The organism is Frigoribacterium sp. CFBP 8754, from assembly GCF_014841815.1.
Taxonomy (GTDB): domain Bacteria; phylum Actinomycetota; class Actinomycetes; order Actinomycetales; family Microbacteriaceae; genus Frigoribacterium; species Frigoribacterium endophyticum.
In genome coordinates, this window is record NZ_JACYUO010000001.1 from 1,044,684 (window position 1) to 1,068,676 (window position 23,993).

22 protein-coding genes are annotated in these 23,993 nt (G+C 72.9%); 19 read left to right on the forward strand and 3 right to left on the reverse strand.

Going from position 1 to position 23,993, the window contains the following annotated elements; all coding sequences use genetic code 11:
- Positions 1-27 precede the first annotated feature (27 nt).
- From IFT72_RS04780 to IFT72_RS04790, 3 genes are all read right to left on the reverse strand, one after another.
- Entirely contained in the window at positions 28-582 is a 555-nt protein-coding gene (locus tag IFT72_RS04780; protein WP_192045681.1) for a hypothetical protein, read from the reverse strand.
- Positions 583-685: 103 nt separating this feature from the next.
- Entirely contained in the window at positions 686-1,924 is a 1,239-nt protein-coding gene (locus IFT72_RS04785) for a DUF349 domain-containing protein (RefSeq protein ID WP_197981074.1), read from the reverse strand.
- A gap of 84 nt (positions 1,925-2,008) precedes the next feature.
- Positions 2,009-2,788, reverse strand: coding sequence for a peptidylprolyl isomerase (locus tag IFT72_RS04790; RefSeq protein WP_056054662.1), 780 nt, complete (start codon positions 2,786-2,788; stop codon positions 2,009-2,011).
- 132 nt (positions 2,789-2,920) lie between these two features.
- Between IFT72_RS04790 and IFT72_RS04795 the strand changes: the two genes are divergently transcribed.
- From IFT72_RS04795 to gmk, 19 genes are all read left to right on the forward strand, one after another.
- A complete protein-coding gene (locus tag IFT72_RS04795) occupies positions 2,921-4,333 on the forward strand; it encodes a replication-associated recombination protein A (RefSeq protein WP_192045682.1) in 1,413 nt (470 codons plus the stop codon).
- 232 nt (positions 4,334-4,565) lie between these two features.
- Positions 4,566-5,195 (forward strand): 30S ribosomal protein S4, encoded by a 630-nt coding sequence (gene rpsD / locus IFT72_RS04800; protein WP_082514352.1) that lies wholly within the window; start codon positions 4,566-4,568, stop codon positions 5,193-5,195.
- A 190-nt stretch (positions 5,196-5,385) separates the two neighbouring features.
- The gene (locus tag IFT72_RS04805; protein ID WP_192045683.1) at positions 5,386-5,586 is read left to right on the forward strand and encodes a hypothetical protein; all 201 of its coding nucleotides are present in this window, start codon (positions 5,386-5,388) and stop codon (positions 5,584-5,586) included.
- 65 nt (positions 5,587-5,651) lie between these two features.
- The gene (gene alaS / locus IFT72_RS04810) at positions 5,652-8,324 is read left to right on the forward strand and encodes an alanine--tRNA ligase (RefSeq protein WP_056054673.1); all 2,673 of its coding nucleotides are present in this window, start codon (positions 5,652-5,654) and stop codon (positions 8,322-8,324) included.
- A 2-nt stretch (positions 8,325-8,326) separates the two neighbouring features.
- Positions 8,327-8,836, forward strand: a complete 510-nt coding sequence (gene ruvX, locus IFT72_RS04815) for a Holliday junction resolvase RuvX (RefSeq protein ID WP_192045684.1) — start codon at positions 8,327-8,329, stop codon at positions 8,834-8,836.
- A 2-nt stretch (positions 8,837-8,838) separates the two neighbouring features.
- A complete protein-coding gene (mltG, locus tag IFT72_RS04820; protein ID WP_371741168.1) occupies positions 8,839-10,110 on the forward strand; it encodes an endolytic transglycosylase MltG in 1,272 nt (423 codons plus the stop codon).
- Between the two features lie 93 nt (positions 10,111-10,203).
- Entirely contained in the window at positions 10,204-11,409 is a 1,206-nt protein-coding gene (gene aroC, locus IFT72_RS04825) for a chorismate synthase (RefSeq protein WP_192045686.1), read from the forward strand.
- Positions 11,410-11,480: 71 nt separating this feature from the next.
- Positions 11,481-11,975, forward strand: a complete 495-nt coding sequence (locus IFT72_RS04830) for a shikimate kinase (protein WP_192045902.1) — start codon at positions 11,481-11,483, stop codon at positions 11,973-11,975.
- Positions 11,972-13,120, forward strand: a complete 1,149-nt coding sequence (aroB, locus tag IFT72_RS04835; protein ID WP_192045687.1) for a 3-dehydroquinate synthase — start codon at positions 11,972-11,974, stop codon at positions 13,118-13,120. Before IFT72_RS04830 ends, aroB begins: the two co-directional genes overlap by 4 nt.
- A gap of 110 nt (positions 13,121-13,230) precedes the next feature.
- On the forward strand, positions 13,231-13,794 hold the full coding sequence (efp, locus tag IFT72_RS04840; protein ID WP_056054683.1) for an elongation factor P: 564 nt from the start codon (positions 13,231-13,233) through the stop codon (positions 13,792-13,794).
- A gap of 18 nt (positions 13,795-13,812) precedes the next feature.
- A complete protein-coding gene (gene nusB / locus IFT72_RS04845) occupies positions 13,813-14,223 on the forward strand; it encodes a transcription antitermination factor NusB (protein WP_056054687.1) in 411 nt (136 codons plus the stop codon).
- A 96-nt stretch (positions 14,224-14,319) separates the two neighbouring features.
- Positions 14,320-14,907 (forward strand): bifunctional pyr operon transcriptional regulator/uracil phosphoribosyltransferase PyrR, encoded by a 588-nt coding sequence (pyrR, locus tag IFT72_RS04850; RefSeq protein WP_192045688.1) that lies wholly within the window; start codon positions 14,320-14,322, stop codon positions 14,905-14,907.
- Positions 14,904-15,860 (forward strand): aspartate carbamoyltransferase catalytic subunit, encoded by a 957-nt coding sequence (locus IFT72_RS04855; RefSeq protein ID WP_192045689.1) that lies wholly within the window; start codon positions 14,904-14,906, stop codon positions 15,858-15,860. The genes pyrR and IFT72_RS04855 overlap by 4 nt, the downstream gene beginning before the upstream one ends.
- The gene (locus IFT72_RS04860) at positions 15,857-17,227 is read left to right on the forward strand and encodes a dihydroorotase (protein WP_192045690.1); all 1,371 of its coding nucleotides are present in this window, start codon (positions 15,857-15,859) and stop codon (positions 17,225-17,227) included. Before IFT72_RS04855 ends, IFT72_RS04860 begins: the two co-directional genes overlap by 4 nt.
- Positions 17,224-17,748, forward strand: a complete 525-nt coding sequence (locus IFT72_RS04865; RefSeq protein ID WP_185232627.1) for a hypothetical protein — start codon at positions 17,224-17,226, stop codon at positions 17,746-17,748. Before IFT72_RS04860 ends, IFT72_RS04865 begins: the two co-directional genes overlap by 4 nt.
- A complete protein-coding gene (gene carA, locus IFT72_RS04870) occupies positions 17,741-18,925 on the forward strand; it encodes a glutamine-hydrolyzing carbamoyl-phosphate synthase small subunit (RefSeq protein WP_192045691.1) in 1,185 nt (394 codons plus the stop codon). Before IFT72_RS04865 ends, carA begins: the two co-directional genes overlap by 8 nt.
- A complete protein-coding gene (gene carB, locus IFT72_RS04875) occupies positions 18,925-22,200 on the forward strand; it encodes a carbamoyl-phosphate synthase large subunit (RefSeq protein ID WP_192045692.1) in 3,276 nt (1,091 codons plus the stop codon). The genes carA and carB overlap by 1 nt, the downstream gene beginning before the upstream one ends.
- Positions 22,197-23,072 (forward strand): orotidine-5'-phosphate decarboxylase, encoded by an 876-nt coding sequence (gene pyrF, locus IFT72_RS04880; protein ID WP_056054706.1) that lies wholly within the window; start codon positions 22,197-22,199, stop codon positions 23,070-23,072. Before carB ends, pyrF begins: the two co-directional genes overlap by 4 nt.
- The gene (gene gmk, locus IFT72_RS04885; protein WP_056054710.1) at positions 23,069-23,953 is read left to right on the forward strand and encodes a guanylate kinase; all 885 of its coding nucleotides are present in this window, start codon (positions 23,069-23,071) and stop codon (positions 23,951-23,953) included. The genes pyrF and gmk overlap by 4 nt, the downstream gene beginning before the upstream one ends.
- Positions 23,954-23,993 lie beyond the last annotated feature (40 nt).

Here is a 23,993-nt window from a genome sequence, read left to right on the forward strand (position 1 = left end):
GGGCCTGCCCTCCGTCGACCCGGTGCCTCAGCCGAGCACCGGGTCGACGAGGGCTCGCAGGAGCGCCTGCGCCCGGGCGCGACCGGCCGCCGACGAGTGGCGCCGCGAGAGCGACAGGACGGTACGCGGCTCCACCTCGTGCTCTGAGAGCACGCGGAGGGCGAGCTGCTCCGACCTTCCGCTGACGTCGTCCAGCCGGAGCAGGTCGAGCACCGTCCGCGCCGGCGACGTCACGAGGGCTCCGCCGAGGTGGACGACCTCGTCGTCGTCGATCCGCACCTCCGACACACGGCTGCCCGACGGGGCCCCGCGGCTCCGGGCCGACGACGACACGAGGCACTGGAGGTCGTGGGGAGGCGCGGCGCAGGCACCCCAGATCCAGGCAGCGGTGCGGCGGGCCGCGATCGTCCTCGACGACGACTCCGACAGGACCGACCGGGCCCGCGCCTCCGCGTCGTCGGGGTCGGCCACGGACGACCAGCGGTCACCGAGCGCGTAGAGCTCCCCGTCGAGCACGGCCGCCCGCAGCTCGGCCTCGGGGAGGTCCCGAGGGCTGAGGAGGCGGGGGAGCGGTCGGCGCACGGGCCCAGCCTGGCGCACCGGGGCCGCGACGACGGACCGCCCGCGCTCTCCTGTGGAGAGGGCGGGCGGTCGTGGTCGATCGGGGCGACGCGTCGCGGGCCGGTCAGGAGCCGAGTGCGTCCAGCCAGACCCGGCGGGCGTCGAGGGCCTCGCGGGCCTCCTTGACGCGACGCGCGTCGCCGGACGCCTCGGCCGCCGTCAGCTCCTCCTGGAGCTTCGTGATGGCGTCCTGCAGCTGGCTCGCGAGGCCCTCCGAGCGGGCCTTGCGCTCGGGGTTGTTCTTCTCCCAGAACTGCTCGTCGAGCTCGCGCACGTGCGACTCGACCTTGCGCAGGCGGTCCTCCACCGAGCGGAGCTGCTCGCGGGGCACGCGGCCGATCTCGTCCCAGCGCAGCTGGACGGAGGTGAGCTGCTCGCGGGCCGGCACGCGGTCGGTCACCGTGAGGATCCTCTCGGCCTCGTCGAGCAGGGCCAGCTTGGCCGCGAGGTTGCCCTCGTACTCGACGTCGTCCTGCGCGGCGATCTCGCCCTTGGCGGCGTAGAGGACGTCGCCGGCGCGCTTGAAGCGCGCCCACAGGGCGTCGTCGTACTTCTTGCCGGCGCGGCCCGCGCGCTTCCAGTCGTCGAGCAGGTGGCGGTACTCGGGGATGCCGTCCGCACCGCGGGCCGCCAGGGCGTCCGCGGCCTCGACGAGGGCCTGCTTGCGCTGACGGGCCTCGCGGTGGGTGGAGTCGAGCTCGGCGTAGAACGCCTTGCGGTGCTGGTCGATGGTCGACCGGGCCGCGCGGAAGCGCTTCCAGAGGTCGTTGCCCTCGCCCTTGGGGATGCGAGGTCCGTCCTGCTGGTGCTTCTGCCAGCGGGCGAAGATGTCGTCGACGGAGGCGGTGACCTGCTTCCACTGCACGCGCGCGGGATCCTGCGCGGCGAGCGTCTCGGCCTCGACGACCAGCGACGTGCGGTAGGCGACGGCCTCGGTCAGCGCCTCCTGCGCCTCGGCGCTCTGCTTCTCGGTCATCTCGCCGACGGTCGAGTCGAGGGCGGCCACGCGCGTGCGCAGGGCCTCGATGTCGCCGACGGCGCTCGGCTCGACGAGCTGCTGGTGCAGGGCCTTCACCGTCTTCGCCACGTCGGAGGCGGAGGCGCCGCGCTTCACCCGCTGCTCGAGCAGGGTGACCTGCCCGTTCAGCTCGGTGTACTTGCGCTCGTAGTAGGCGAGGGCCTCGGCGGGCGTCGCGTCGGGGTACTGCCCCACGGCGCGCTCGCCCTCGCCCTCGCGCACGTACACGGTGCCGTCGTCGTCGACTCGGCCCCAGGGTGCCCGATCGTCAGTAGCCACTGTCATCCCTTGCTGGAGGTGCTCGTCGCGGCGCTCAGGACGAGCCCCCGCGATGGGTGCCCAGCCTATTGCACGAGGAGGCGCGGAGGACTACTCCAGGGAGGCGGACGTGATGGTGGTCGGCACGACCGGCGCGCCGTCCGTCTCGCTGGTGCCCGGCGTGAGGCCGGCGTCGGTGACGTTCGCGGTCAGCTGGTCGAGGCCGCTCGTCACCCGGCCCACGACCGTGTACCCGCCGGTCGAGGCGTCGAGGTAGGTGTCGCCGTAGGTGACGAAGAACTGGGTCGACTGCGAGTCGGGGCTCTCGCCCCTGGCCATCGCGATCGTGCCCGCCGGGTACAGGCCGTCGGACGGCACGTTCTCGAGCGGCCCGAAGGTGAAGCCGGCGTCGCCCGTGCCGTCGCCGTTCGCCGAGCCGCACTGGAGGAACTCGGCGGAGTCGGCGTCGCTCATGCGGTGGCAGCTCGTGCCGGTGTAGAAGCCCTTCCGCACCAGGTCGACCAGCACGGAGGTCGCCTGCGGCGCCGCGGCGCCGTCGAGCTCGACGCCCAGCTGCACGTCGTCGTTGAGGTCGAACTGCCCCGTCCAGGTGCGCCCCTCGGCGATCTCGGCGCTCGGGACGTCGCCGGTGCCGGTCGCCTCGGCCGTCGACGAGGCGCTCGGCGAGGGGGTCGACGCCGCCGTGCCGGGGTCGTCCTGGCCCCACACCACCTGCGTGAGCACGGCGAGGCCGACGACGACCACCACGGCCACGACGGCGAGGACGTCGTCGCGGCGGCGCCGGGCGACCTGGGCGGCGTGCACCTGCTGCCGGGCGGTGTACCGCCGCAGCCTGTCGCGGGACTCCCGGTCGTTCTTCGTCGCAGCCACGCGTGTCCTCCGTGCTCGGTCGTCGCTCGGCCCCGTGCGGACGAGCTCGTGCGGTGGGAACGACTGTATCGGGGCGGACGGCGGCGCCGACGACCGTTCCCGTGTCGGGGGCCCGGTCTAGCATGGGTGCCCATGAGCCCGCTCCCGCAGAGCTCGACCCCACTCGCGGTCCGCATGCGCCCCACCAGCCTCGACGAGGTCGCCGGCCAGCGACACCTGCTGCGGCCCGGCTCGCCACTCGTCACCCTCGCCTCCGACACCACGGGGGAGCAGGGCGCGGTCTCGGTCATCCTCTGGGGCCCGCCCGGCACGGGCAAGACGACCCTCGCGCAGGCCATCGCGCACAGCTCCGGCAGGCAGTTCATCGAGCTGTCCGCCGTCACCGCGGGCGTCAAGGACGTCCGTCAGGTGATGGAGAAGGCGCTGACGAACCGGGACCTGTACGGCACGACGACGGTCCTCTTCCTCGACGAGATCCACCGCTTCACGAAGGCGCAGCAGGACGCCCTGCTGCCCGGGGTCGAGAACGGCTGGGTCATCCTCATCGCCGCGACCACCGAGAACCCCTCGTTCTCGGTCATCACGCCCCTGCTGTCGCGGTCGCTCCTCCTCACGCTCGAGCAGCTGAGCGACGACGACCTCGGCGACCTCGTCCGTCGCGCGGTCCACGACCCCCGGGGCCTCGACGACCGGGTCGTCCTCGACGACGAGGCGCTGTCGACGATCGTCCGGCTCGCGTCCGGCGACGCCCGTCGGGCGCTGACCGCGCTCGAGGCGTCCGCCCACGCCGCGACCGCGACGACGGCCGAGCTCACCGCCGCGGGCGCCGCGACCGAGGAGGTCGACGCCGACGCCGACTACGACCCCGACGCCGAGTACGCCGAGTACGGCGACGGGGGCGACGGCCGACCGGTCATCACCGCCGAGACCGTCGCCCAGTCGGTCGACCGCGCCCTGCTCCGCTACGACCGCAACGGCGACGAGCACTACGACGTCATCAGCGCGTTCATCAAGTCCGTCCGTGGCTCCGACGTCGACGCCGCGCTGCACTACCTCGCCCGGATGATCGAGGCGGGGGAGGACCCTCGCTTCATCTGCCGGCGCATCATCGTCTCCGCCTCGGAGGACATCGGGATGGCCGACCCGAACGCGCTGACGGTGGCCGTCTCGGCGGCGACGGCCGTGCAGATGATCGGCATGCCGGAGGGGCGCATCCCGATGGCCGAGGCCGTCGTGTACCTCGCCACGGCGCCGAAGTCGAACCGCTCGTACAGCGCCCTGGACGCCGCCATCGCCGACGTCAGGGCGGGAGGCGCCGGCCCCGTCCCGAAGCACCTCCGAGACGCGCACTACCCCGGGGCCCGCCGCCTCGGTCACGGCAAGGGCTACAAGTACGCGCACGACTCCGAGTTCGGCGTGGTCGAGCAGCAGTACCTCCCCGACGAGATCGTCGACCGCACCTACTACGACCCCACCTCGAACGGCAACGAGCGCGACGTCGCCGCCCGGCTCGAGAAGCTGCGCCGCATCACCCGCGGCCGCTGACTCCCGAGCGCGACTCGCCGCCTCGGTCCTGTCGCGCAGCCGCAGCCGCTCCTGTATGCTCGTGGGGTTGCCTAGAACTCGGGCGTCGATGCGCGGCTGCTGAAGACGTCCCCGAGAGAGGTGCGACGACCTGTAGCCGGTCGCCACCGCGGCACTCACCCCTCTTGTTACGCCTGCCGGCGCTCGCGCGCTGGGCCGGCCCTCCATGATCCACGACAAGAACAGGACGACCGTGTCGACCAAGTCACGTACCCGCAGCAAGACCCGTCTCTCGCGTGCCCTCGGCATCGCGCTGACCCCCAAGGCCGCCCGCTACCTCGAGAAGCGTCCCTACGCTCCCGGCGAGCACGGCCGCACCAAGCGCAAGACCGACAGCGACTACGCCGTCCGTCTCCGTGAGAAGCAGCGCCTGCGTGCCCAGTACGGCATCCGCGAGGCCCAGCTCCGCATCGTCTTCAACGAGGCCCGCAAGGCCTCGGGCCTGACCGGTGAGAACCTGGTCGAGCTGCTCGAGACGCGTCTCGACGCCCTGGTCGTCCGTGCCGGCATCGCCCGCACCACGGCCCAGGCCCGTCAGATGATCGTGCACCGTCACATCCTCGTCGACGGCAAGCTCGTCGACCGCCCCTCCTTCCGTCTGAAGGAGGGCCAGATGATCCACGTCAAGCCCAAGAGCGAGAAGATGGAGATCTTCCAGGTCTCCGCCGCCGGTGGCCACGTCGACCTCCTCCCCAAGGTGCCCGCGTACCTCGAGGTCGAGATCGACAAGCTGCAGGCCCGCCTCGTGCGTCGCCCGAAGCGCGCCGAGGTCCCCGTGACCTGCGAGGTCCAGCTGGTCGTCGAGTACTACGCCGCCCGCTAGCACCTGCTCCACAGCGACTCCGGAGGGAGCGCGCCGCTCACGTGGCGCGCTCCCTTCGTCGTCCCCGGCGGCCCGGGGCCCGCGGCGGCGGGACCGCCCGCCGCAGGCCCCGTGCCCGACCGCCCGACCGTTCGAAGTAAGCTGACGTGTCGACCCGCGCCGTCCCGGCGCAGACCCGTGAGGAGCACCCGTGAAGAGCCTGATCCTGCTGTCCGTCGGCGTCGCCCTCGGGCTCGGCATCGCTCACCTCGCCGTCCGCACGGCCGGGGGGCAGCGCCTCCTCGACGGCATCGACGGCAGCGTCACCTCGTTCCGCGCCGCGGTCGTCGACGGCTACAAGACCCGTGAGGCCGAGCTGCGCTCGGCGACCGACCCCACGACCGAGGGCTGACCCGGCCGGGGCCCCGCGCCTCCTCGTCCGCCCCCGCACATCACCGCAGCACCCCTGGGAGAACCATGCAGACCGCAGAGATCCGCCGCCGTTGGCTCGAGTACTTCGGTGAGCGAGGCCACACCGTGGTCCCGTCCGCCTCCCTGGTCAGCGACGACCCGTCGCTGCTCTTCACGGTCGCCGGCATGGTGCCGTTCATCCCTTACCTCACCGGCCTCGTGCCGACGCCCTGGCCCCGGGCCACCAGCGTCCAGAAGTGCATCCGCACCAACGACATCGAGGAGGTCGGCAAGACGCCGCGGCACGGCACCTTCTTCCAGATGAACGGCAACTTCTCGTTCGGCGACTACTTCAAGGACCGCGCGATCGAGTACGCGTGGGGGCTGCTGACCTCGAGCGAGGCCGACGGCGGGCTGGCCTTCTCGCCGGACGACCTCTGGGTGACCGTCTACGAGGAGGACGACGAGGCGATCGAGCTCTGGAAGCGCATCGCGGGGCTGCCCGACGAGCGGATCCAGCGCCTCGGGAAGGACACGAACTACTGGCACACCGGCCAGCCCGGCCCCGCAGGCCCGTGCTCCGAGATCTTCTTCGACCGGGGCCCGGCCTACGGCGTCGACGGCGGCCCCGCCACCGACGACGACCGCTACGTCGAGATCTGGAACCTCGTGTTCATGCAGTACCAGATCGAGAACGTGCGCTCGAAGGTCGACTTCGACATCGTGCGCGAGCTGCCCGCGAAGAACATCGACACCGGCATGGGCCTCGAGCGCGTCGCGTTCCTCAAGCAGGGCGTCGACAACATGTACGAGATCGACCAGGTCCGCCCCGTGCTCGACGCCGCCGCGGAGCTGTCCGGCCGCCGCTACGGGGCCGTGCACGACGACGACGTCCGCATGCGGGTCATCGCCGACCACGTGCGGAGCGCGCTCATGCTGCTCTCCGACGGCGTCCGTCCGTCGAACGAGGGCCGCGGCTACATCCTGCGTCGCCTGCTCCGCCGCGCCGTGCGGTCCATGCGCCTGCTGGGCGTGGAGGGGGCCACCTTCCCGGTGCTCTTCGCCGCCTCGCGGGACGCCATGAAGGCGGCCTACCCCGAGGTCGAGACCGACTACGACCGCATCTCACAGCTCGCCGTCGGCGAGGAGGAGACCTTCCTCCGCACCCTGTCGGCCGGCACCGACATCCTCGACATCGCCGTCGCCGACACGAAGCGCCGCGACGAGGGCTCCGGCTCCCCGCGACTCGCGGGCGACACGGCCTTCCTCCTCCACGACACCTTCGGCTTCCCGATCGACCTGACGCTCGAGATCGCGGAGGAGAACGGCCTGACGGTCGACCGCGAGGCCTTCGACCGCCTCATGAGCGAGCAGCGGGCCCGCGCCAAGGCCGACGCGAAGTCGCGGAAGACCGCCCTCGCCGACCTCAGCGTCTACAGCGCGTTCCGTGCCCACGGCGAGACCGTCTTCACGGGGTACGACGTGCTCGACACCGAGTCGACCGTCCTCGGCATCATCGTCGACGGTGCCTCCGTCGACCGTGCCGTCGCGGGCGACATCGCCGAGGTGATCCTCGCGGAGACCTCGCTCTACGCGGAGTCCGGCGGGCAGGAGGCCGACGCCGGCAGCATCGTCGGCACGGGCTTCGACCTCGAGGTGCTCGACGTGCAGAAGCCGGTCAAGGGCCTCATCAGCCACCGCGTGCAGGTGCGCTCCGGCGAGGTCGGCGTCGGGGACGCCGCCACGAGCGTCGTCGACCCCGTGTGGCGCCGCGGCGCGACGCAGGCGCACTCCGCGACCCACCTCGTGCACGCGGCGCTCCGCGAGGTGCTCGGGCCGGAGGCGCACCAGGCCGGCTCGTACAACAAGGCCGGCTACCTGCGCCTCGACTTCAACTGGAACCAGGCCCTCAGCCCCGCCACGCGGTCCGAGATCGAGGAGATCGCGAACCGTGCCATCCGCGACGACCTCCAGGTCGTCACCCGCGAGATGCCCCTCGACGAGGCCCGGGCGATGGGCGCCATGGCCCTCTTCGGCGAGAAGTACGGCGAGACCGTGCGGATGGTCGACATCGGGGGCCCGTGGTCGCGGGAGCTCTGCGCCGGCACCCACGTCTCGACGAGCTCGCAGGTCGGGCTCGTGAACCTCGTGAGCGAGACCTCCGTGGGCTCGACCAACCGCCGGGTGGAGTCGCTGGTCGGCCTGGACGCGTTCCGCGAGTTCGCGTCGGAGCGCGCGATCGTGGCCCAGCTCACGTCGTCCCTCAAGGCGCCGCGCGAGCAGCTGCCCGAGCGCGTGGGCGACCTGGTGGCGAGCCTCAAGGCCGCCGAGAAGCGGATCGCGGAGTTCGAGTCCGCCCAGCTCGCGACCCGGGTGCCCTCGCTCGCGGCGACGGCCGCTCCGGTCGGCGAGCTGACCGTCGTGGCCGAGGACGTCGGCGCGCTGCGCACCACCGACGAGCTGCGGTCGCTCGTGACGTCCGTGCGCGAGCGTCTCGGCTCCTCGTCCTCGTCCGTCGTCGCCCTGGCGGCCGACGTGCAGGGGAAGCCCGCCGTCATCGTCGCCACGACCGACGGGGCTCGTCGGGCCGGCGTGAAGGCGGGCGCCCTGGCTCGCGCGGCCGCGGGTGTGCTCGGCGGCGGGGGAGGCGGCAAGGACGACCTCGCGCAGGGCGGCGGCTCCGACGTCGCCGCCGTGCCGGCGGCGCTGGCCGGCATCGTCGCGGCCCTCCGGGGCTGAGGGTGCGTCGCGGGGTGCGGCTCGGCGTCGACGTGGGCCGTGCCCGCATCGGCGTCGCCCGCACCGACCCGGACGGCATGATCGCGACCCCGGTCGAGACCGTGCCGAGGGCGGCGGACGGCACCGCCGACGTCGACGCCATCCTCGCCCACGCCGCTGAGGCGTCGGCCTTCGAGATCATCGTGGGCCTGCCGTTGTCGCTGTCGGGCGGTGACACTCCCTCGACCACCGACGCGCGCGACTTCGCCGCCGTCCTCGCCGGCCGGAGCGACGTGCCGGTCCGGCTCGTCGACGAGCGGCTGTCCACCGTCAGTGCACAAGGAGCACTGCGGGCCTCCGGGCGCAAGGGCCGTCGACAACGATCCGTCATCGATCAGGTCGCCGCTGTTATCATCGTCCAGCACGCGCTCGACCTCGAGCGGTCGAGCGGTCGCCCGCCCGGTCACCTCGTGGGCGCACCCGGCCCCGACGACGGCGCCGGGGCCCTCCCCGCACCCGACGAAGGACGATGACCGTGGCCGACGATCCCCAGTGGGACGACCTCATCGCGTCGCCCCCGCAGTCCGACCCTCCCCGCGGCGCCGACGGCAGCCGGGCCTCCGCCGGTGCCCTCCGAGCCGGGGTCGCCACCGCCGAGCCCGCCGAGGAGGTGCCGGCCGCCTCCCGTCGTGAGCAGCGCGACCGGGAGCGCTCGCCCCGGGGTCGTGAGAAGCGCCCTCGCGGCAGCAGGAAGGGCGGCATCGTGCTGCTCGTGGTCCTGCTCGTCGTCGTGGGCGGCGGCGCCGCGGGCGTCGCCGCGGCGTTGGGCGCCGTGTCGCCCCTGATCGAGAAGCTCCAGGGCGAGCCCGCCCCCGAGGACTTCTCCGGCACCGGCAACGGCACGGAGGTGCAGTTCGCCGTGACCAGCGGGGAGAACGGCTCCGACATCGCGACGAACCTCAACGACGCCGGCGTCACGAAGAGCTACCAGGCCGCCTACTCGCTCATGCTCGCCGACCCCACCATCACGTTCCAGCCCGGCAGCTACACGCTGCAGCAGGAGATGAGCGCCGCCTCGGCCCTCGCAGCCCTGCAGGACTCCTCCAACCGGGTCACGGACCGCGTCGTCATCCCCGAGGGGACGGCCGCCGTCGACGTGTACACGCTGCTCGCCGACGCCACGGGCATCCCGCTCGACCAGGTCCAGGCCGCGGCCGCCGACCCCGCGTCGTTCGGCCTCCCCGCCGAGGCGACCAGCCTCGAGGGCTGGCTCTTCCCGGCGACCTACGAGCTCGACCCCGGCCTCGACGCGCGGGGCTACCTGCAGCAGATGGTCGACACGATGAAGGAGCGCCTCGCGGCCGCCGGCGTGCAGCCCGCCGACCAGCAGCGCATCGTCGTCTTCGCCTCGCTCATCCAGCGCGAGGCGGGCCTCGCGGCCGACTACCCGAAGGTGGCCCGGGTCTTCCAGAACCGCCTCGACCAGGGGATGCTGCTGCAGTCCGACGCGACCGTCGCCTACGGCACCGGCAACACGCACCGCGTGACGACGACGGACGCGGAGCGCGGCGACGCCGACAACCCCTACAACACGTACCAGCACGAGGGCCTCCCCGTCGGCCCCATCTCCAACCCGGGCGACCTCGCGATCGACGCGGCCGTCGCCCCGGCCGACGGCTCCTGGCTCTACTTCGTCACGACGAACCTCGACACCGGCGAGACGGCGTTCTCGACGACGTTCGCCGAGCACGAGGAGGCCGTCGCCGTCTGGCAGGCCTGGATGCGCGAGCACCCCGAGTACCAGTAGGCCCACGGCCGCGCCGTGCCCGCCGCCCGTCCTCCCCGCCCGGGGCGGCGGGCGGCGGACGGCCACGTCCTCGGCCTGTGCGAGGATTGCCGCATGCTTCGTTGGTTGACCGCAGGGGAATCTCACGGCCCCGAGCTCATCGCCGTCCTCGAGGGGCTGCCCGCGGGCGTGCCCGTCTCGATGGACGCCGTCCGCACCGACCTCGCCCGGCGGAAGCTCGGCTACGGCCGTGGCTCGCGGATGAAGTTCGAGCAGGACGAGCTGGCCATCTCCGGCGGCGTCCGCCACGGCCTCACCATGGGCAGCCCGGTCGCCCTCCGCATCGGCAACACGGAGTGGCCGAAGTGGGAGGAGGTCATGAGCCCGGAGCCCGTCGAGGTCAGCGACGCCTCCCGGGGGCGCAGCGCCCCCCTCACGCGCCCCCGCCCCGGCCACGCCGACCTCGTCGGCATGCAGAAGTACGGCTTCGACGAGGCCCGCCCCGTCCTGGAGCGCGCGAGCGCCCGCGAGACGGCCGCGCGCGTGGCCCTCGGCGCCGTGGCGCGCTCCTTCCTCGCCGAGCTCGGCGTCGAGCTCGTCAGCCACACGCTCTCCGTCGGCCCCGTCCGCGTGCCCGAGGGCGCCGACCTGCCGCGCCCCGGCGACGTCGACCGCCTCGACGACGACCCCCTCCGCTGCTTCGACCCGGCCACCTCGGCACTGATGGTCGAGGAGGTGGAGTCGGCGAAGAAGGACGGCGACACCCTCGGCGGCGTGGTCGAGGTGCTCGCCTACGGCGTGCCGCCCGGCCTCGGCTCGCACGTGCACTGGGACCGCCGGCTCGACTCCCGCCTCGCGGCCGCCCTGATGGGGATCCAGGCGATCAAGGGCGTCGAGGTCGGCGACGGCTTCGAGACGACCCGGCGTCGCGGCAGCGTCGCGCACGACGAGCTGCACCGCCAGGGCGGCGTCATCTCCCGCGACACCGACCGTGCCGGGGGCACCGAGGGCGGCATGAGCACCGGCACGGTCCTCCGCGTCCGCGCCGGCATGAAGCCCATCGCCACCGTCCCCCACGCCCTCGCGACGATCGACGTCGCGACGGGCGACGAGAGCAAGGCGCACCACCAGCGCTCCGACGTCTGTGCCGTCCCCGCCGCCGGCGTCGTCGCGGAGTCGATGGTCGCGCTCGTCCTGGCCGACGCGGTGCTCGAGAAGTTCGGCGGCGACTCCCTCGCCGAGACCTCGCGCAACCTCCGGGCCTACCTCGAGTCGATCCCCGACACCCTCCGCACCGAGGCGGCGGCCTCCGGATCGTGACAGGGGCCCCGGAGGGCACGCCGACGCGGCCTCTCGCCGCCGAGGCCGCGCCCGTCGTGCTCATCGGCCCCATGGGCGCCGGCAAGAGCAGCATCGGGAAGAAGCTGTCCCGGCGGCTCCACCTCCCCTTCGTCGACACCGACCGCGTCGTCGTCCGTCGGCACGGGCCCGTCGCGGAGATCTTCGCCGTGCACGGGGAGCCCCGGTTCCGGGAGCTCGAGCACGACGTCGTCGCCGAGGCGCTGACCAGCCCCGGCGTGGTCTCGCTCGGCGGGGGAGCGGTGCTCCACCCCGACACGCGCGAGCGGCTCGCCGCGACGACCGTGGTGCTGCTGACGGTCACGCCCGAGGCGGTGGAGGCGCGGATCGCCGGGTCCGCCCGCCCGCTCCTGCAGACCGGCGGCATGGCCGCCTGGCGCGCGATCGCCGACGAGCGGGCGCCCCTGTACCGATCCCTGGCCGACGTCGAGCTCGACACGTCCGACCGGCCCGTCTCGACCGTGGTCGACGACATCGTCGTCTTCCTGGCCGGGCGCACCGACCACCAGACCGAGAGGCCCGCATGAGCGACACCCGCCCCCACGACAGCGCCCCCCAGGACAGCGCCCTCCAGGGCGACTCCGCCCGCCACGACGACGACTCGACGACGATCCGCGTGGGCGGCGACGCCCCCTACGACGTGGTGCTCGGTCGGGGCGTCGCCTCGCGCATCCCCGCGCTGTTGCCGAGCGGCACCGCCAAGGTGCTGATCGTCCACGCGCCCACGCTCGGCCGGAAGGCCGGCGAGCTGCGCGAGAGCCTCGTGGCCGCGGGCTACGAGGCCCTCATCGCCGAGGTCCCCGACGCCGAGGACGCCAAGCGCGTCGAGGTGGCGGCCTTCTGCTGGCAGGTGCTCGGCCAGGCGGACTTCACGCGCACCGACGCCGTGATCGGCCTCGGCGGCGGCGCCGTCACCGACCTCGCGGGCTTCGTCGCCGCGACCTGGCTCCGGGGCGTCGCGCTCGTCCAGGTGCCCACGACCGTCCTCGGCATGGTCGATGCCAGCCTGGGCGGCAAGACCGGCATCAACACGGCCGAGGGCAAGAACCTCGTCGGCGCCTTCCACGCGCCCGTCGCCGTCGTGGCCGACCTCGACATGCTCGACACCCTCGGGCGAACCGAGATCCTGGCCGGGTTCGCCGAGGTCGTGAAGGCGGGCTTCATCGCCGAGCCCGAGATCCTCGACGTGATCGAGGCCGACGTCGACCGGGCGGTCGACCCGACGACCCCGGAGTTCCGGCGGGTCCTCGAGCTGGCCATCGGCGTCAAGGCGCGCGTGGTCGCGGCGGACTTCACCGAGCAGGGGCTCCGCGAGATCCTGAACTACGGGCACACCCTCGGCCACGCCGTCGAGCACGCCGAGCGCTACCAGTGGCGGCACGGCGCGGCCGTCTCGGTCGGCATGGTGTTCGCCGCCGAGCTGGCCCGCCTGAGCGGACGGCTCAGCGACGAGGTCGTCGACCGTCACCGCCGCATCCTCGAGTCCCTGACCCTGCCGACGAGCTACCCGCTCGGCCGCTGGAACACGCTGCTCGCGACGATGCAGCGCGACAAGAAGTCCCGGGCGGGCATGCTCCGCTTCATCGTCCTCGACGACGTCGCGAAGCCCACCGTCCTGACCGGTCCCGACGCGAGCCTGCTCTTCATGGCGTACCAGGAGATCGGCTCCTAGGCAGGCGCGTCCGCCCGTCGCCCTCCCCGCCGGGACGAGCGCGTCCGGTAGACTCGCTCGTCGGCCGGACTCGGCCGCCTCACCAAGAACTCGGAACGGACCCCGCACGCATGGCGACCACCAACGACATCAAGAACGGCGCCGTCCTCAACCTGGACGGCCAGCTCTGGAACGTGATCGAGTTCCAGCACGTCAAGCCGGGCAAGGGCGGGGCCTTCGTCCGCACCAAGATGAAGAACGTCATGTCGGGCAAGGTCGTCGACAAGACGTTCAACGCCGGCACCAAGATCGACTTCGCGAACGTCGACCGCCGCGAGTACACGTACCTCTACGCCGAGGCCGACGGCTACGTGTTCATGGACACCAGCGACTACGACCAGATCAACGTCCCGGCGACGATCGTCGGCGACGCGAAGAACTTCATGCTCGAGAACCAGAACGTGCAGATGGCGCTCCACGACGGCACGCCCCTCTACATCGAGCTGCCCGCCAGCGTCGTCCTCGAGGTCACGTACACCGAGCCCGGTCTGCAGGGCGACCGCTCGACCGGCGGCACCAAGGCCGCGACGGTCGAGACCGGCTACGAGATCCAGGTCCCGCTCTTCCTCGAGACCGGCACCAAGGTCAAGGTCGACACGCGCGACGGCGGCTACCTCGGCCGCGTCGCCGACTAGTCGGCGCCGACAGCCTCCGTGAGCGCACGCACCAAGGCGCGCAAGCGCGCCCTCGACGTCCTCTACGTCGCCGACGTCCGACAGATCAGCATCAGCGACGCCCTGGTCGCCGAGACCACGCGGGCGATGGCCCAGCCCGAGCGCAGCTCCAGCTGGGGCTACGCCCGCGACCTCGTCCAGGGCGTCGTCGAGAACGGCTCGGAGATCGACGAGCTCATCGAGACGTACTCGCAGGGCTGGCCCCTGAAGCGCATGCCCATCCTCGACCGGGGCATCCTCCGCATCGCCATCTTCGAGCTGCTCCACGCCGACGACGTGCCCGACCACGTCGCGATCAGCGAGGCGGTCGAGCTCGCCGAGTCGCTGAGCACCGACGACTCCGCCACCTTCGTCAACGGCCTGCTCAGCAGCGTCGCCGCCAGCCGCTAGGCTGGCGGCACCGCGACGCGGCCTGCGGGCCGGGTCGCGACGCACCACCCCGACGTCCTTTAAATTCCGTCCCGAGAGGCGGGGAAGGAGGTCCGATTGAGCACCCGTACCGTGCTGAGTCAGGCTGACATCACGCGCGCCCTGACGCGCATCTCCCACGAGATCCTCGAGTCGAACCGGGGCCCCGACGGGCTCGTGGTCCTCGGGGTCCCGACGCGGGGCGTCGCCCTCGCCGAGCGTCTCGGAGCGACCCTCTCGTCGATCGCCGGCGTCGTCGTCCCGGTCGGTGCCGTGGACGTCACGATGTACCGCGACGACCTGCGGCGAAACCCGACGCGGGCGAGCCACCCCACGAGCCTCCCGCCCGGCGGGATCGACGGCGCGGTCGTCGTGCTCGTCGACGACGTGCTCTACTCGGGCCGCACCGTCCGGGCCGCCCTCGACGCGCTCAGCGCGCTCGGGCGACCGCGGGCCGTCCGCCTCGCCGTCCTCGTCGACCGGGGCCACCGCGAGCTGCCGATCCGGGCCGACTTCGTGGGCAAGAACCTGCCGACCTCCTCGTCGGAGCGCATCTACGTGCACCTGTCGGAGGTCGACGGCGACGACGGCGTCGCCATCGAGGGAGGCGCGGGCGACGAGCCCGACGCCGCCTCCGCCGGGCAGACCGGAGGGCCCACCTCGTGAGGCACCTCCTCAGCACGGCCGACCTGAGCCGCGACGACGCCCTCCGGGTGCTCGACGTGGCCGAGGACATGGCCGACGTCGCCACCCGGCAGGTGAAGAAGCTCCCCACGCTCCGCGGCACCACCGTGGTCAACCTCTTCTACGAGGACTCCACCCGCACCCGCATCTCGTTCGAGGCCGCGGCCAAGCGCCTGAGCGCCGACGTCATCAACTTCGCGGCGAAGGGCTCCAGCGTGTCGAAGGGCGAGTCCCTGAAGGACACCGCCCAGACGCTCGCCGCGATGGGAGCCGACGGCATCGTCCTCCGGCACCCCGCCTCCGGCGCCCCTCGCGTGCTCGCCGACAGCGGCTGGGTCGACGCCGGGATCGTCAACGCCGGCGACGGCACGCACGAGCACCCGACGCAGGCGCTGCTCGACGCCTTCACGATGCGTCGTCGCCTCCACGGCGCCGCCAGCCGTGGCCGCAACCTCGACGGGGTGGAGGTGCTCATCGTCGGCGACGTGCTGCACTCCCGCGTGGCCCGGTCGAACGCCTGGCTGCTGCGGACGCTCGGCGCCCACGTCACCGTGGTCGCTCCGCCGACGCTGCTGCCCGTCGACGTCAGCCGCTTCGGGGTCGACGTCCACTACGACCTCGACGAGGCCATCGCGGCCGTGCGGCCCGACGTCGTGATGATGCTGCGCATCCAGCAGGAGCGCATGCACGAGGCGTTCTTCCCCAACGCCCGCGAGTACGCCCGCTCCTGGGGTCTCGGCGCCGCGCGGTTCCGCACGCTGCCGGAGACGACGATCGTCATGCACCCCGGGCCGATGAACCGCGGCCTCGAGATCAGCGACGAGGCGGCCGACTCGCCCCGCTCCACCGTGCGCGACCAGGTGACGAACGGCGTCGCCGTGCGCATGGCCGTGCTCTACCTGACCCTCGCCGGCGACCGGGAAGGGACCCCGTGACCACCACCTCCTACCTGATCCGCTCCGTCGAGGCCCCTGACGGCGGCCGCACCGACGTCCTCGTCCGCGACGGCATCGTGGCCGAGCTCGGCTCCGGGCTGAGCCACCTCGGCGCCCGGGTCGTCGACGGTGACGGGCTGCTCGTGCTCCCCGGTCTCGTCGACCTGCACACGCACCTCCGCGAGCCCGGCGGCGAGGGCAGCGAGACGGTGCTCACGGGCTCCCGCGCGGCGGCGGCCGGGGGCTACACGGCGGTCAACGCCATGGCCAACTCGTCGCCCGTGGCCGACACCGCCGGCGTCGTCGAGCAGGTCCAGGCCCTCGGCGACCGAGCGGGCTACGTGACCGTCCGGCCGATCGGCGCGGTGTCGCAGGGCCTCGCCGGCACGCACCTCTCCGAGATCGGCGCGATGGCCCGGTCGCGCGCCGCCGTCCGGGTCTTCTCCGACGACGGCCACTGCGTCTCCGACCCGCTGCTGATGCGCCGCGCCCTGGAGTACATCAAGGGCTTCGGGGGGGTGCTCGCGCAGCACGCGCAGGAGCCGCGGCTGACCCAGGGCGCGCAGATGAACGAGGGCGCCCTCTCCGCCGAGCTCGGCCTGGGCGGCTGGCCGGCCGTCGCCGAGGAGGCGATCATCGCGCGCGACGTGCTGCTCGCCGACCACGTCGGGGCCCGCCTGCACGTCTGCCACGTCTCGACGGCCGGCAGCGTCGAGGTGGTCCGCTGGGCGAAGTCCCGGGGCATCGCCGTGACCGCCGAGGTCACGCCGCACCACCTGCTGCTCACGGAGGAGCTCGTCTCGAGCTACGACTCGCGCTACAAGGTGAACCCGCCGCTCCGGCGGCAGGAGGACGTCGAGGCCCTCCGCGCGGCCCTCGCCGACGGCACCGTCGACATCGTCGCCACCGACCACGCACCGCACACCTCGGAGGCGAAGTGCTGCGAGTGGGACGCCGCGGCCAACGGGATGGTCGGCCTCGAGTCGGCCCTCTCGGTCGTGCACCGCACCATGGTCGAGACGGGCATGATCGGCTGGGCCGACGTCGCCCGCGTCATGTCCACGGCCCCGGCCGTGATCGGGCAGGTCGCCGGCCAGGGCCGCCCGCTCGCGGTGGGGGAGCCCGCCGAGCTCACGCTCTACGATCGAGGGGTGACCCGCACCTTCGGCCTCGAGCACCTCGCGGGCAAGAGCACGAACTCGCCGTACCTGGGCGAACGGCTCCCCGGGCGGGTCGAGGCGACCTTCCACCAGGGCTACGCGACCGTCCTCGACGGGTCCGTGATCGACGCCGAGGCCGTCGCCCGGTCCGCCGCCGAGGTCTCGGCTCGCGCCGTGCTGGCCGCGGGGGAGGCGACCGACCGGTGACCTACTGGCTCATCGGCGCCGCCGTCCTCGTGCTCCTCGGCCTCCTCATGGCCGCGATGGTCCGCGCCTGGCGCGCCCGCGGGCGACGACAGTCGGAGGTGCCCGCCCCCGAGCGCGCCCCCGACGATCTCGGGCCCGCGAGCGTCGAGCGCGACGGGTTCTACGTCGCCACCACCCGGGCCGGCGACCCCCTCGACCGGATCGTCGTCCACGGCCTCGGCTTCCGCGGTCGCGCAGTCGTCTCCGTGCACCCCGAGGGCGTCCGGCTGGCCATCGCGGGCGAGCCCCCGGTGCTGATCCGCGCCTCCTCGGTCCGCGCCGTCGAGCGCGCCACCTGGGCGATCGACCGCGTCGTCGAGACCGACGGCCTCGTGGCGGTCACCTGGAGCCTCGGCGACACCGTCGTCGACACCTACCTGCGCTTCGCCGACGACCCCCGACCGGTCGTCGACGCCCTGCGCCCCCTCGTCCCCCCGGCCCCCGCGGCCGGCACCCCCACAGGAGAGAAGACCATTGACTGACGCGTCGAACACCCCCCGGGCCGTCCTCGTGCTCGAAGACGGGTCGCGCCACGTCGGCCGCGCCTACGGCGCCGTCGGGCGCACCCTCGGCGAGACCGTCTTCGCGACCGGCATGACCGGCTACCAGGAGACCCTCACCGACCCGTCGTACGCGGGCCAGATCGTCGTGATGACGGCGCCCCACGTCGGCAACACCGGCGTCAACGACGAAGACCCCGAGTCCCGCCGCATCTGGGTCTCCGGCTACGCCGTCCGCGACGCCAGCCGCGTCGTGTCGAACCACCGCGCCCAGGGCAGCCTCGACGACCAGCTCGTCGCCGACGGCGTCGTGGGCATCCGGGGCATCGACACCCGGGCCGTGACCCGTCGCCTCCGCGACGTCGGCTCGATGCGGGGCGGCATCTTCAGCGGGGCCGACTTCGACCTCGCCGACGACGAGCAGCTCGCCCTCGTGCGCGACTCGGCCGACATGCGCGGCCTGAGCCTGTCGAGCGCGGTCTCGACGACGGAGCGCTACGTGCTCCCGGCCGAGGGCGAGGCCGTCGGCACGGTCGCCGTGCTCGACCTCGGGGTCAAGACCTCGACCCTGCGCTACCTCGCCCAGCGCGGCTTCGAGGTGCACGTGCTCCCGCAGGACACGACACCCGAGCAGCTCCGCGAGCTCGCCCCCGACGCCCTGTTCTTCTCGAACGGCCCCGGCGACCCCGCGGCCAGCGACGCCCAGGTCGAGCTGCTCCGCGGCGCGCTGCGCGACGGGGTGCCCTACTTCGGCATCTGCTTCGGCAACCAGCTCTTCGGTCGGGCCCTCGGGTTCGACACCTACAAGCTGCCCTTCGGCCACCGCGGCATCAACCAGCCCGTCCTCGACAAGACCACCGGCCGGGTCGAGATCACCAGCCAGAACCACGGCTTCGCGGTCGACGCCCCGATCGAGGGCGTGCTCGACTCGCCCGCCGGCTTCGGCCGCGTCGAGGTCAGCCACTTCAGCCTGAACGACGAGGTCGTGGAGGGGCTCCGCGCCCTCGACATCCCGGCGTTCTCGGTGCAGTACCACCCCGAGGCCGCCGCGGGCCCGCACGACAGCAACCACCTCTTCGACCGCTTCCGCGAGGCGGTCGTCGCCCGGAAGTCCGGCCAGCCCGTCGACTTCGGCTCCGACCTGGAAAGCAGCAACTGATGCCCAAGCGCGCAGACATCAACTCCGTCCTCGTGATCGGCTCCGGGCCGATCGTCATCGGCCAGGCGGCCGAGTTCGACTACTCGGGCACGCAGGCCTGCCGCGTGCTCCGCGAGGAGGGCGTCCGGGTCATCCTCGTCAACCCGAACCCGGCGACGATCATGACCGACCCCGACTTCGCCGACGCGACGTACATCGAGCCGATCACGTCCGAGGTGCTCGAGGCGATCATCGTCAAGGAGCGCCCCGACGCGATCCTGCCCACGCTCGGCGGGCAGACGGCCCTCAACGCCGCCATCGCCCTCGACGCCGAGGGGATCCTCGCGAAGCACGGCGTCGAGCTGATCGGCGCCAAGGTCGAGGCGATCCAGAAGGGCGAGGACCGCCAGCTCTTCAAGGAGCTCGTGCTCGAGTCCGGCGCCGACGTCGCGAAGTCGTACATCGCGCACACGGTCGACGAGGCGATCGAGTACGCCGAGGACCTCGGCTACCCGCTCGTCATCCGCCCGTCGTTCACGATGGGAGGCCTCGGCTCGGGCTTCGCCTACACGCGCGACGAGCTCGTGCGCATGGTCACCGACGGCCTGCACCAGAGCCCCACCACCGAGGTCCTCCTGGAGGAGAGCATCCTCGGCTGGAAGGAGTACGAGCTCGAGATGATGCGCGACACGGCCGACAACACGGTCGTCGTCTGCTCGATCGAGAACGTCGACCCGGTCGGCGTGCACACCGGCGACTCGATCACCGTCGCCCCGGCGCTGACCCTCACCGACCGCGAGTACCAGAACCTCCGCGACATCTCGATCGACATCATCCGGCGCGTGGGCGTCGACACGGGCGGCTGCAACATCCAGTTCGCGGTCGATCCGACGAACGGCCGCGTCATCGTCATCGAGATGAACCCCCGCGTCTCCCGCTCCAGCGCCCTCGCGTCGAAGGCGACGGGCTTCCCGATCGCCAAGATCGCCGCGAAGCTCGCCCTCGGGTACCGGCTCGACGAGATCCCGAACGACATCACGAAGGTGACCCCCGCCTCCTTCGAGCCCACCCTCGACTACGTCGTCGTCAAGGTGCCGCGCTTCGCCTTCGAGAAGTTCCCGGCGGCCGACACCACGCTGAGCACGACGATGAAGAGCGTCGGCGAGGCCATGGCCATCGGCCGCAACTACGCCCAGGCGCTGCAGAAGGCCCTGCGCTCGCTCGAGAAGCGCGGGTCGAGCTTCCACTGGGAGGGCGAGCCGGGCGACGCGGAGGCGCTCCTCGCGCTGGCGCACACCCCCACCGACGGGCGCATCGTGACCGTGCAGCAGGCCCTGCGTGCCGGTGCGACGGCCGAGCAGGTGTTCGAGTCCACCGCCATCGACCCCTGGTTCATCGACCAGGTGGTCCTGATCAACGAGGTCGCCGACGAGGTCGCCGCGGCCACGGAGCTGGACGCCGATCTCTTCGCCCACGCGAAGGACCACGGCTTCAGCGACGCCCAGATCGCGCAGCTGCGCGGCCTCGGCGAGCAGGAGGTCCGCGAGGAGCGCTGGGCGCTCGGCGTGCGCCCGGTCTACAAGACCGTCGACACCTGCGCCGGCGAGTTCCCGGCCCTCACGCCGTACCACTACTCGAGCTACGACGTCGAGACCGAGGTCGCCCCGAGCGACCGCCGCAAGGTGATCATCCTCGGCTCGGGCCCGAACCGCATCGGCCAGGGCGTGGAGTTCGACTACTCGTGCGTGCACGCCAGCTTCGCGCTGAGCGACGCGGGCTACGAGACGATCATGGTCAACTGCAACCCGGAGACGGTCTCGACCGACTACGACACCAGCGACCGGCTCTACTTCGAGCCGCTGACCCTCGAGGACGTCCTCGAGGTCGTGCACGCGGAGTCGCAGAGCGGCGAGCTCGTCGGCGTCGTCGTGCAGCTCGGCGGCCAGACGGCGCTCGGCCTGTCGAAGGGCCTCGAGGCGGCCGGGGTGCCCATCCTCGGCACGACCCCCGACGCGATCGACTCCGCCGAGGAGCGCGGCCTGTTCTCGGCCATCCTCGACCGGGCGGGCCTCCTCGCGCCGAAGAACGGCACGGCCACCGACTACGAGAGCGCCGTCGCCGTCGCGGAGGAGATCGGCTACCCCGTGCTCGTCCGCCCGTCGTACGTCCTCGGCGGCCGCGGCATGGAGATCGTCTACGACAGCCCGTCGCTGGCCGACTACTTCGTCCGCGTGCAGGACGCGGCGATCATCGGGCCCGACGCGCCGCTGCTCGTCGACAGGTTCCTCGACGACGCGGTGGAGATCGACGTCGACGCGCTCTACGACGGCACCGAGCTCTACGTCGGCGGCGTGATGGAGCACATCGAGGAGGCCGGCATCCACTCCGGCGACTCGAGCTGCACGCTGCCCCCGGTCACGCTGGGCAAGGGCGAGATCGACCGCGTCCGCGAGGCGACCCTCGCGATCGCGCAGGGCATCGGGGTCTCCGGCCTGCTGAACGTCCAGTTCGCGATCGCCGCGGGCGTGCTCTACGTCATCGAGGCGAACCCCCGGGCCAGCCGCACGGTGCCCTTCGTCTCGAAGGCCCTCGGCATCCCCCTCGCGAAGGCGGCCTCGCTCGTGATGGTCGGCACGTCGATCCGCGAGCTCGTCGAGAGCGGCCTGCTGCCCGAGCAGGACGGCTCCGACGTGCCGCTCGACTCGCCGATCTCCGTCAAGGAGGCCGTCCTGCCCTTCAAGCGGTTCCGCACGAAGGAGGGGCAGATCGTCGACAGCGTGCTGAGCCCCGAGATGCGGTCCACCGGCGAGGTCATGGGCATCGACCGCGACTTCCCGCGCGCCTTCGCGAAGAGCCAGACCGCCGCCTACGGCGGGCTGCCCACGTCGGGCACGGTGTTCGTGTCGGTGGCCGACCGTGACAAGCGGGCCATCGTGCTGCCCGTGCTGCGCCTGCAGCAGCTCGGCTTCCGGATCCTCGCGACCGAGGGCACCGCGACCGTCCTCGTGCGCAACGGGATCGCGGCCGACACCGTGGCGAAGTTCAGCGCCGGCGGCGAGAGCGTCGTCGACCTGATCAACCGCGACGAGGTCGACATCGTGATCAACACGCCGAGCGGGTCCAGCGCGCGGGCGGACGGCTACGAGATCCGCGCCGCCACCGTCGCGGCCGACAAGGCGCTCTTCACGACGATCGCGCAGCTCGGCGCCGCCGTGGCGTCGATCGAGGCCGTGCACACCGACCTCGAGGTGACCAGCCTGCAGGACTACGGCATCGCCCGGGCCGCTCGCCGATGACCCCGACCGCGCCAGCGGCGCCCGCCCCCTTCGGCGACCGGCTCGCCGACGTCATGGCGAGCGTCGGTCCGCTCTGCGTGGGCATCGATCCGCACCCCTGGCTGCTCGACGAGTGGTCGCTGCCCGTGAGCGCCGCAGGCGCGCGGGAGATGGGCCTCCGCGTGGTCGAGGCGACCCGGGGAGGCGCGGGCATCGTCAAGCCGCAGGTCGCGTTCTACGAGCGGTGGGGCTCCGCGGGCTTCGCCGCCCTCGAGGCGGTGCTCGCGGCGGCCCGCGACGCCGGCCTGCTCGTCGTGGGCGACGCGAAGCGCGGCGACATCGGCAGCACCATGGACGCGTACGCCGAGGCCTGGTTCTCGCCCGACTCGCCCCTGCGCGTCGACGCGCTGACGGTGTCGCCCTACCTGGGCTTCGGGGCCGCGGCCGGCACGATCGCCCTGGCCCGCGCCTCCGGTGCCGGGGTCTTCGTGCTCGGCGCGACCTCGAACCCCGAGGCGCAGGGCGTGCAGCGCGCCGGCTCCGCCGGGGCGGACGGGCGCGTCGTCACCGTCGCGGGCGGTATCGTCGACCACGTGCTCGACGACAACCAGACCGCGGGGGAGACCCGCCTCGGCTCGGTCGGACTGGTGCTCGGCGCCACCGTCGACCTCGCCGCCACCGGCATCGACGTCGCGCGGCTGACCACGACGCCCGTGCTCGCCCCGGGCTTCGGCCACCAGGGCGCCCGGTACGACCAGCTGCGCAGCCTGTACGGCCCCGCGGCCGACGCCGTCGTCGTCTCGACGTCGCGGGGCGTGCTGTCGGCCGGCCCCTCGGGCGTGGCCGCCGCCGTGCGCCGCGACCAGGAGGAGGTCCGCTCGTGCCTCGCATGACCCCGCCCCCGGTCGACCGGGCCGCCGCCGCCCGTGCCGCCGTCGCCGCCCGTCGGGCCCGCGCCGCCGTCAAGGCGTCGATCGCGGAGCGTCGTCGATCGGCGCTCGACGTGGCCGAGTCGGCCTGGGCCGGCGAGGCCACCGAGCCCGAGGCGACGCTCCGCGTCCGCGAGCTCCTCACGAGCATCCCTGGCATAGGGCCGACCCGGGTCGCGCGCATCATGGCCGACCTCGGCATCGCCGAGTCCAAGCGCGTCGGCGGCCTGGGCGTGCGGCAGCGCCGCATCCTCGGCGACTGGCTCGCGCACCGCGAGGCGAAGGGCCGGCAGCGGTCGCGCCTCGTCGTCCTCGCGGGCCCGACCGCGGTGGGCAAGGGCACGGTGTCGTCGTACATCCGCGACAACTACCCCGACGTGCACCTCTCGATCTCCGCGACGACGCGCTCGCCCCGCCCCGGCGAGGTCGACGGCGTGCACTACTACTTCGTCGACGACGCCGAGTTCGACCGCATGATCCGCGAGCGGGAGCTGCTCGAGCACGCCGTCGTCCACAATTCGTACCGCTACGGCACGCCGCGGCCGCCGATCGACGCCGCGCTCCAGGAGGGCCGGAGCGTCCTGCTCGAGATCGACCTCCAGGGGGCGCGCCTCGTCCGGACGGCGATGCCGGAGGCGGTGCTCGTCTTCCTGCTGCCGCCCACCTGGGACGAACTGGTCCGCCGTCTCATCGGCCGCGGCACGGAGGACGCCGCGGAGCAGCAGCGTCGCCTCGAGACCGCCAAGGTCGAGCTGGCCGCCCAGGATGAGTTCGACGTCAAGGTCGTGAACCACGACGTGGCAGAAGCGGCTCGTGAGGTCGTAGACTTGATGACTGCGTCCTGACCAGGCCGCCCCGCGCCTGACCGGCGCCACGATCTCCCGC

What these genes read in the sequence shown, in the direction of transcription:
- IFT72_RS04785 (WP_197981074.1), bottom strand. Translation starts at nt 1,924, where the DNA reads ATGACAGTGGCTACTGACGATCGGGCACCCTGGGGCCGAGTCGACGAC.
- IFT72_RS04795 (WP_192045682.1), top strand. Translation starts at nt 2,921, where the DNA reads ATGAGCCCGCTCCCGCAGAGCTCGACCCCACTCGCGGTCCGCATGCGC.
- alaS (WP_056054673.1), top strand. Translation starts at nt 5,652, where the DNA reads ATGCAGACCGCAGAGATCCGCCGCCGTTGGCTCGAGTACTTCGGTGAG.
- aroC (WP_192045686.1), top strand. Translation starts at nt 10,204, where the DNA reads ATGCTTCGTTGGTTGACCGCAGGGGAATCTCACGGCCCCGAGCTCATC.
- IFT72_RS04830 (WP_192045902.1), top strand. Translation starts at nt 11,481, where the DNA reads ATGGGCGCCGGCAAGAGCAGCATCGGGAAGAAGCTGTCCCGGCGGCTC.
- aroB (WP_192045687.1), top strand. Translation starts at nt 11,972, where the DNA reads ATGAGCGACACCCGCCCCCACGACAGCGCCCCCCAGGACAGCGCCCTC.
- efp (WP_056054683.1), top strand. Translation starts at nt 13,231, where the DNA reads ATGGCGACCACCAACGACATCAAGAACGGCGCCGTCCTCAACCTGGAC.
- carB (WP_192045692.1), top strand. Translation starts at nt 18,925, where the DNA reads ATGCCCAAGCGCGCAGACATCAACTCCGTCCTCGTGATCGGCTCCGGG.
- pyrF (WP_056054706.1), top strand. Translation starts at nt 22,197, where the DNA reads ATGACCCCGACCGCGCCAGCGGCGCCCGCCCCCTTCGGCGACCGGCTC.
- gmk (WP_056054710.1), top strand. Translation starts at nt 23,069, where the DNA reads ATGACCCCGCCCCCGGTCGACCGGGCCGCCGCCGCCCGTGCCGCCGTC.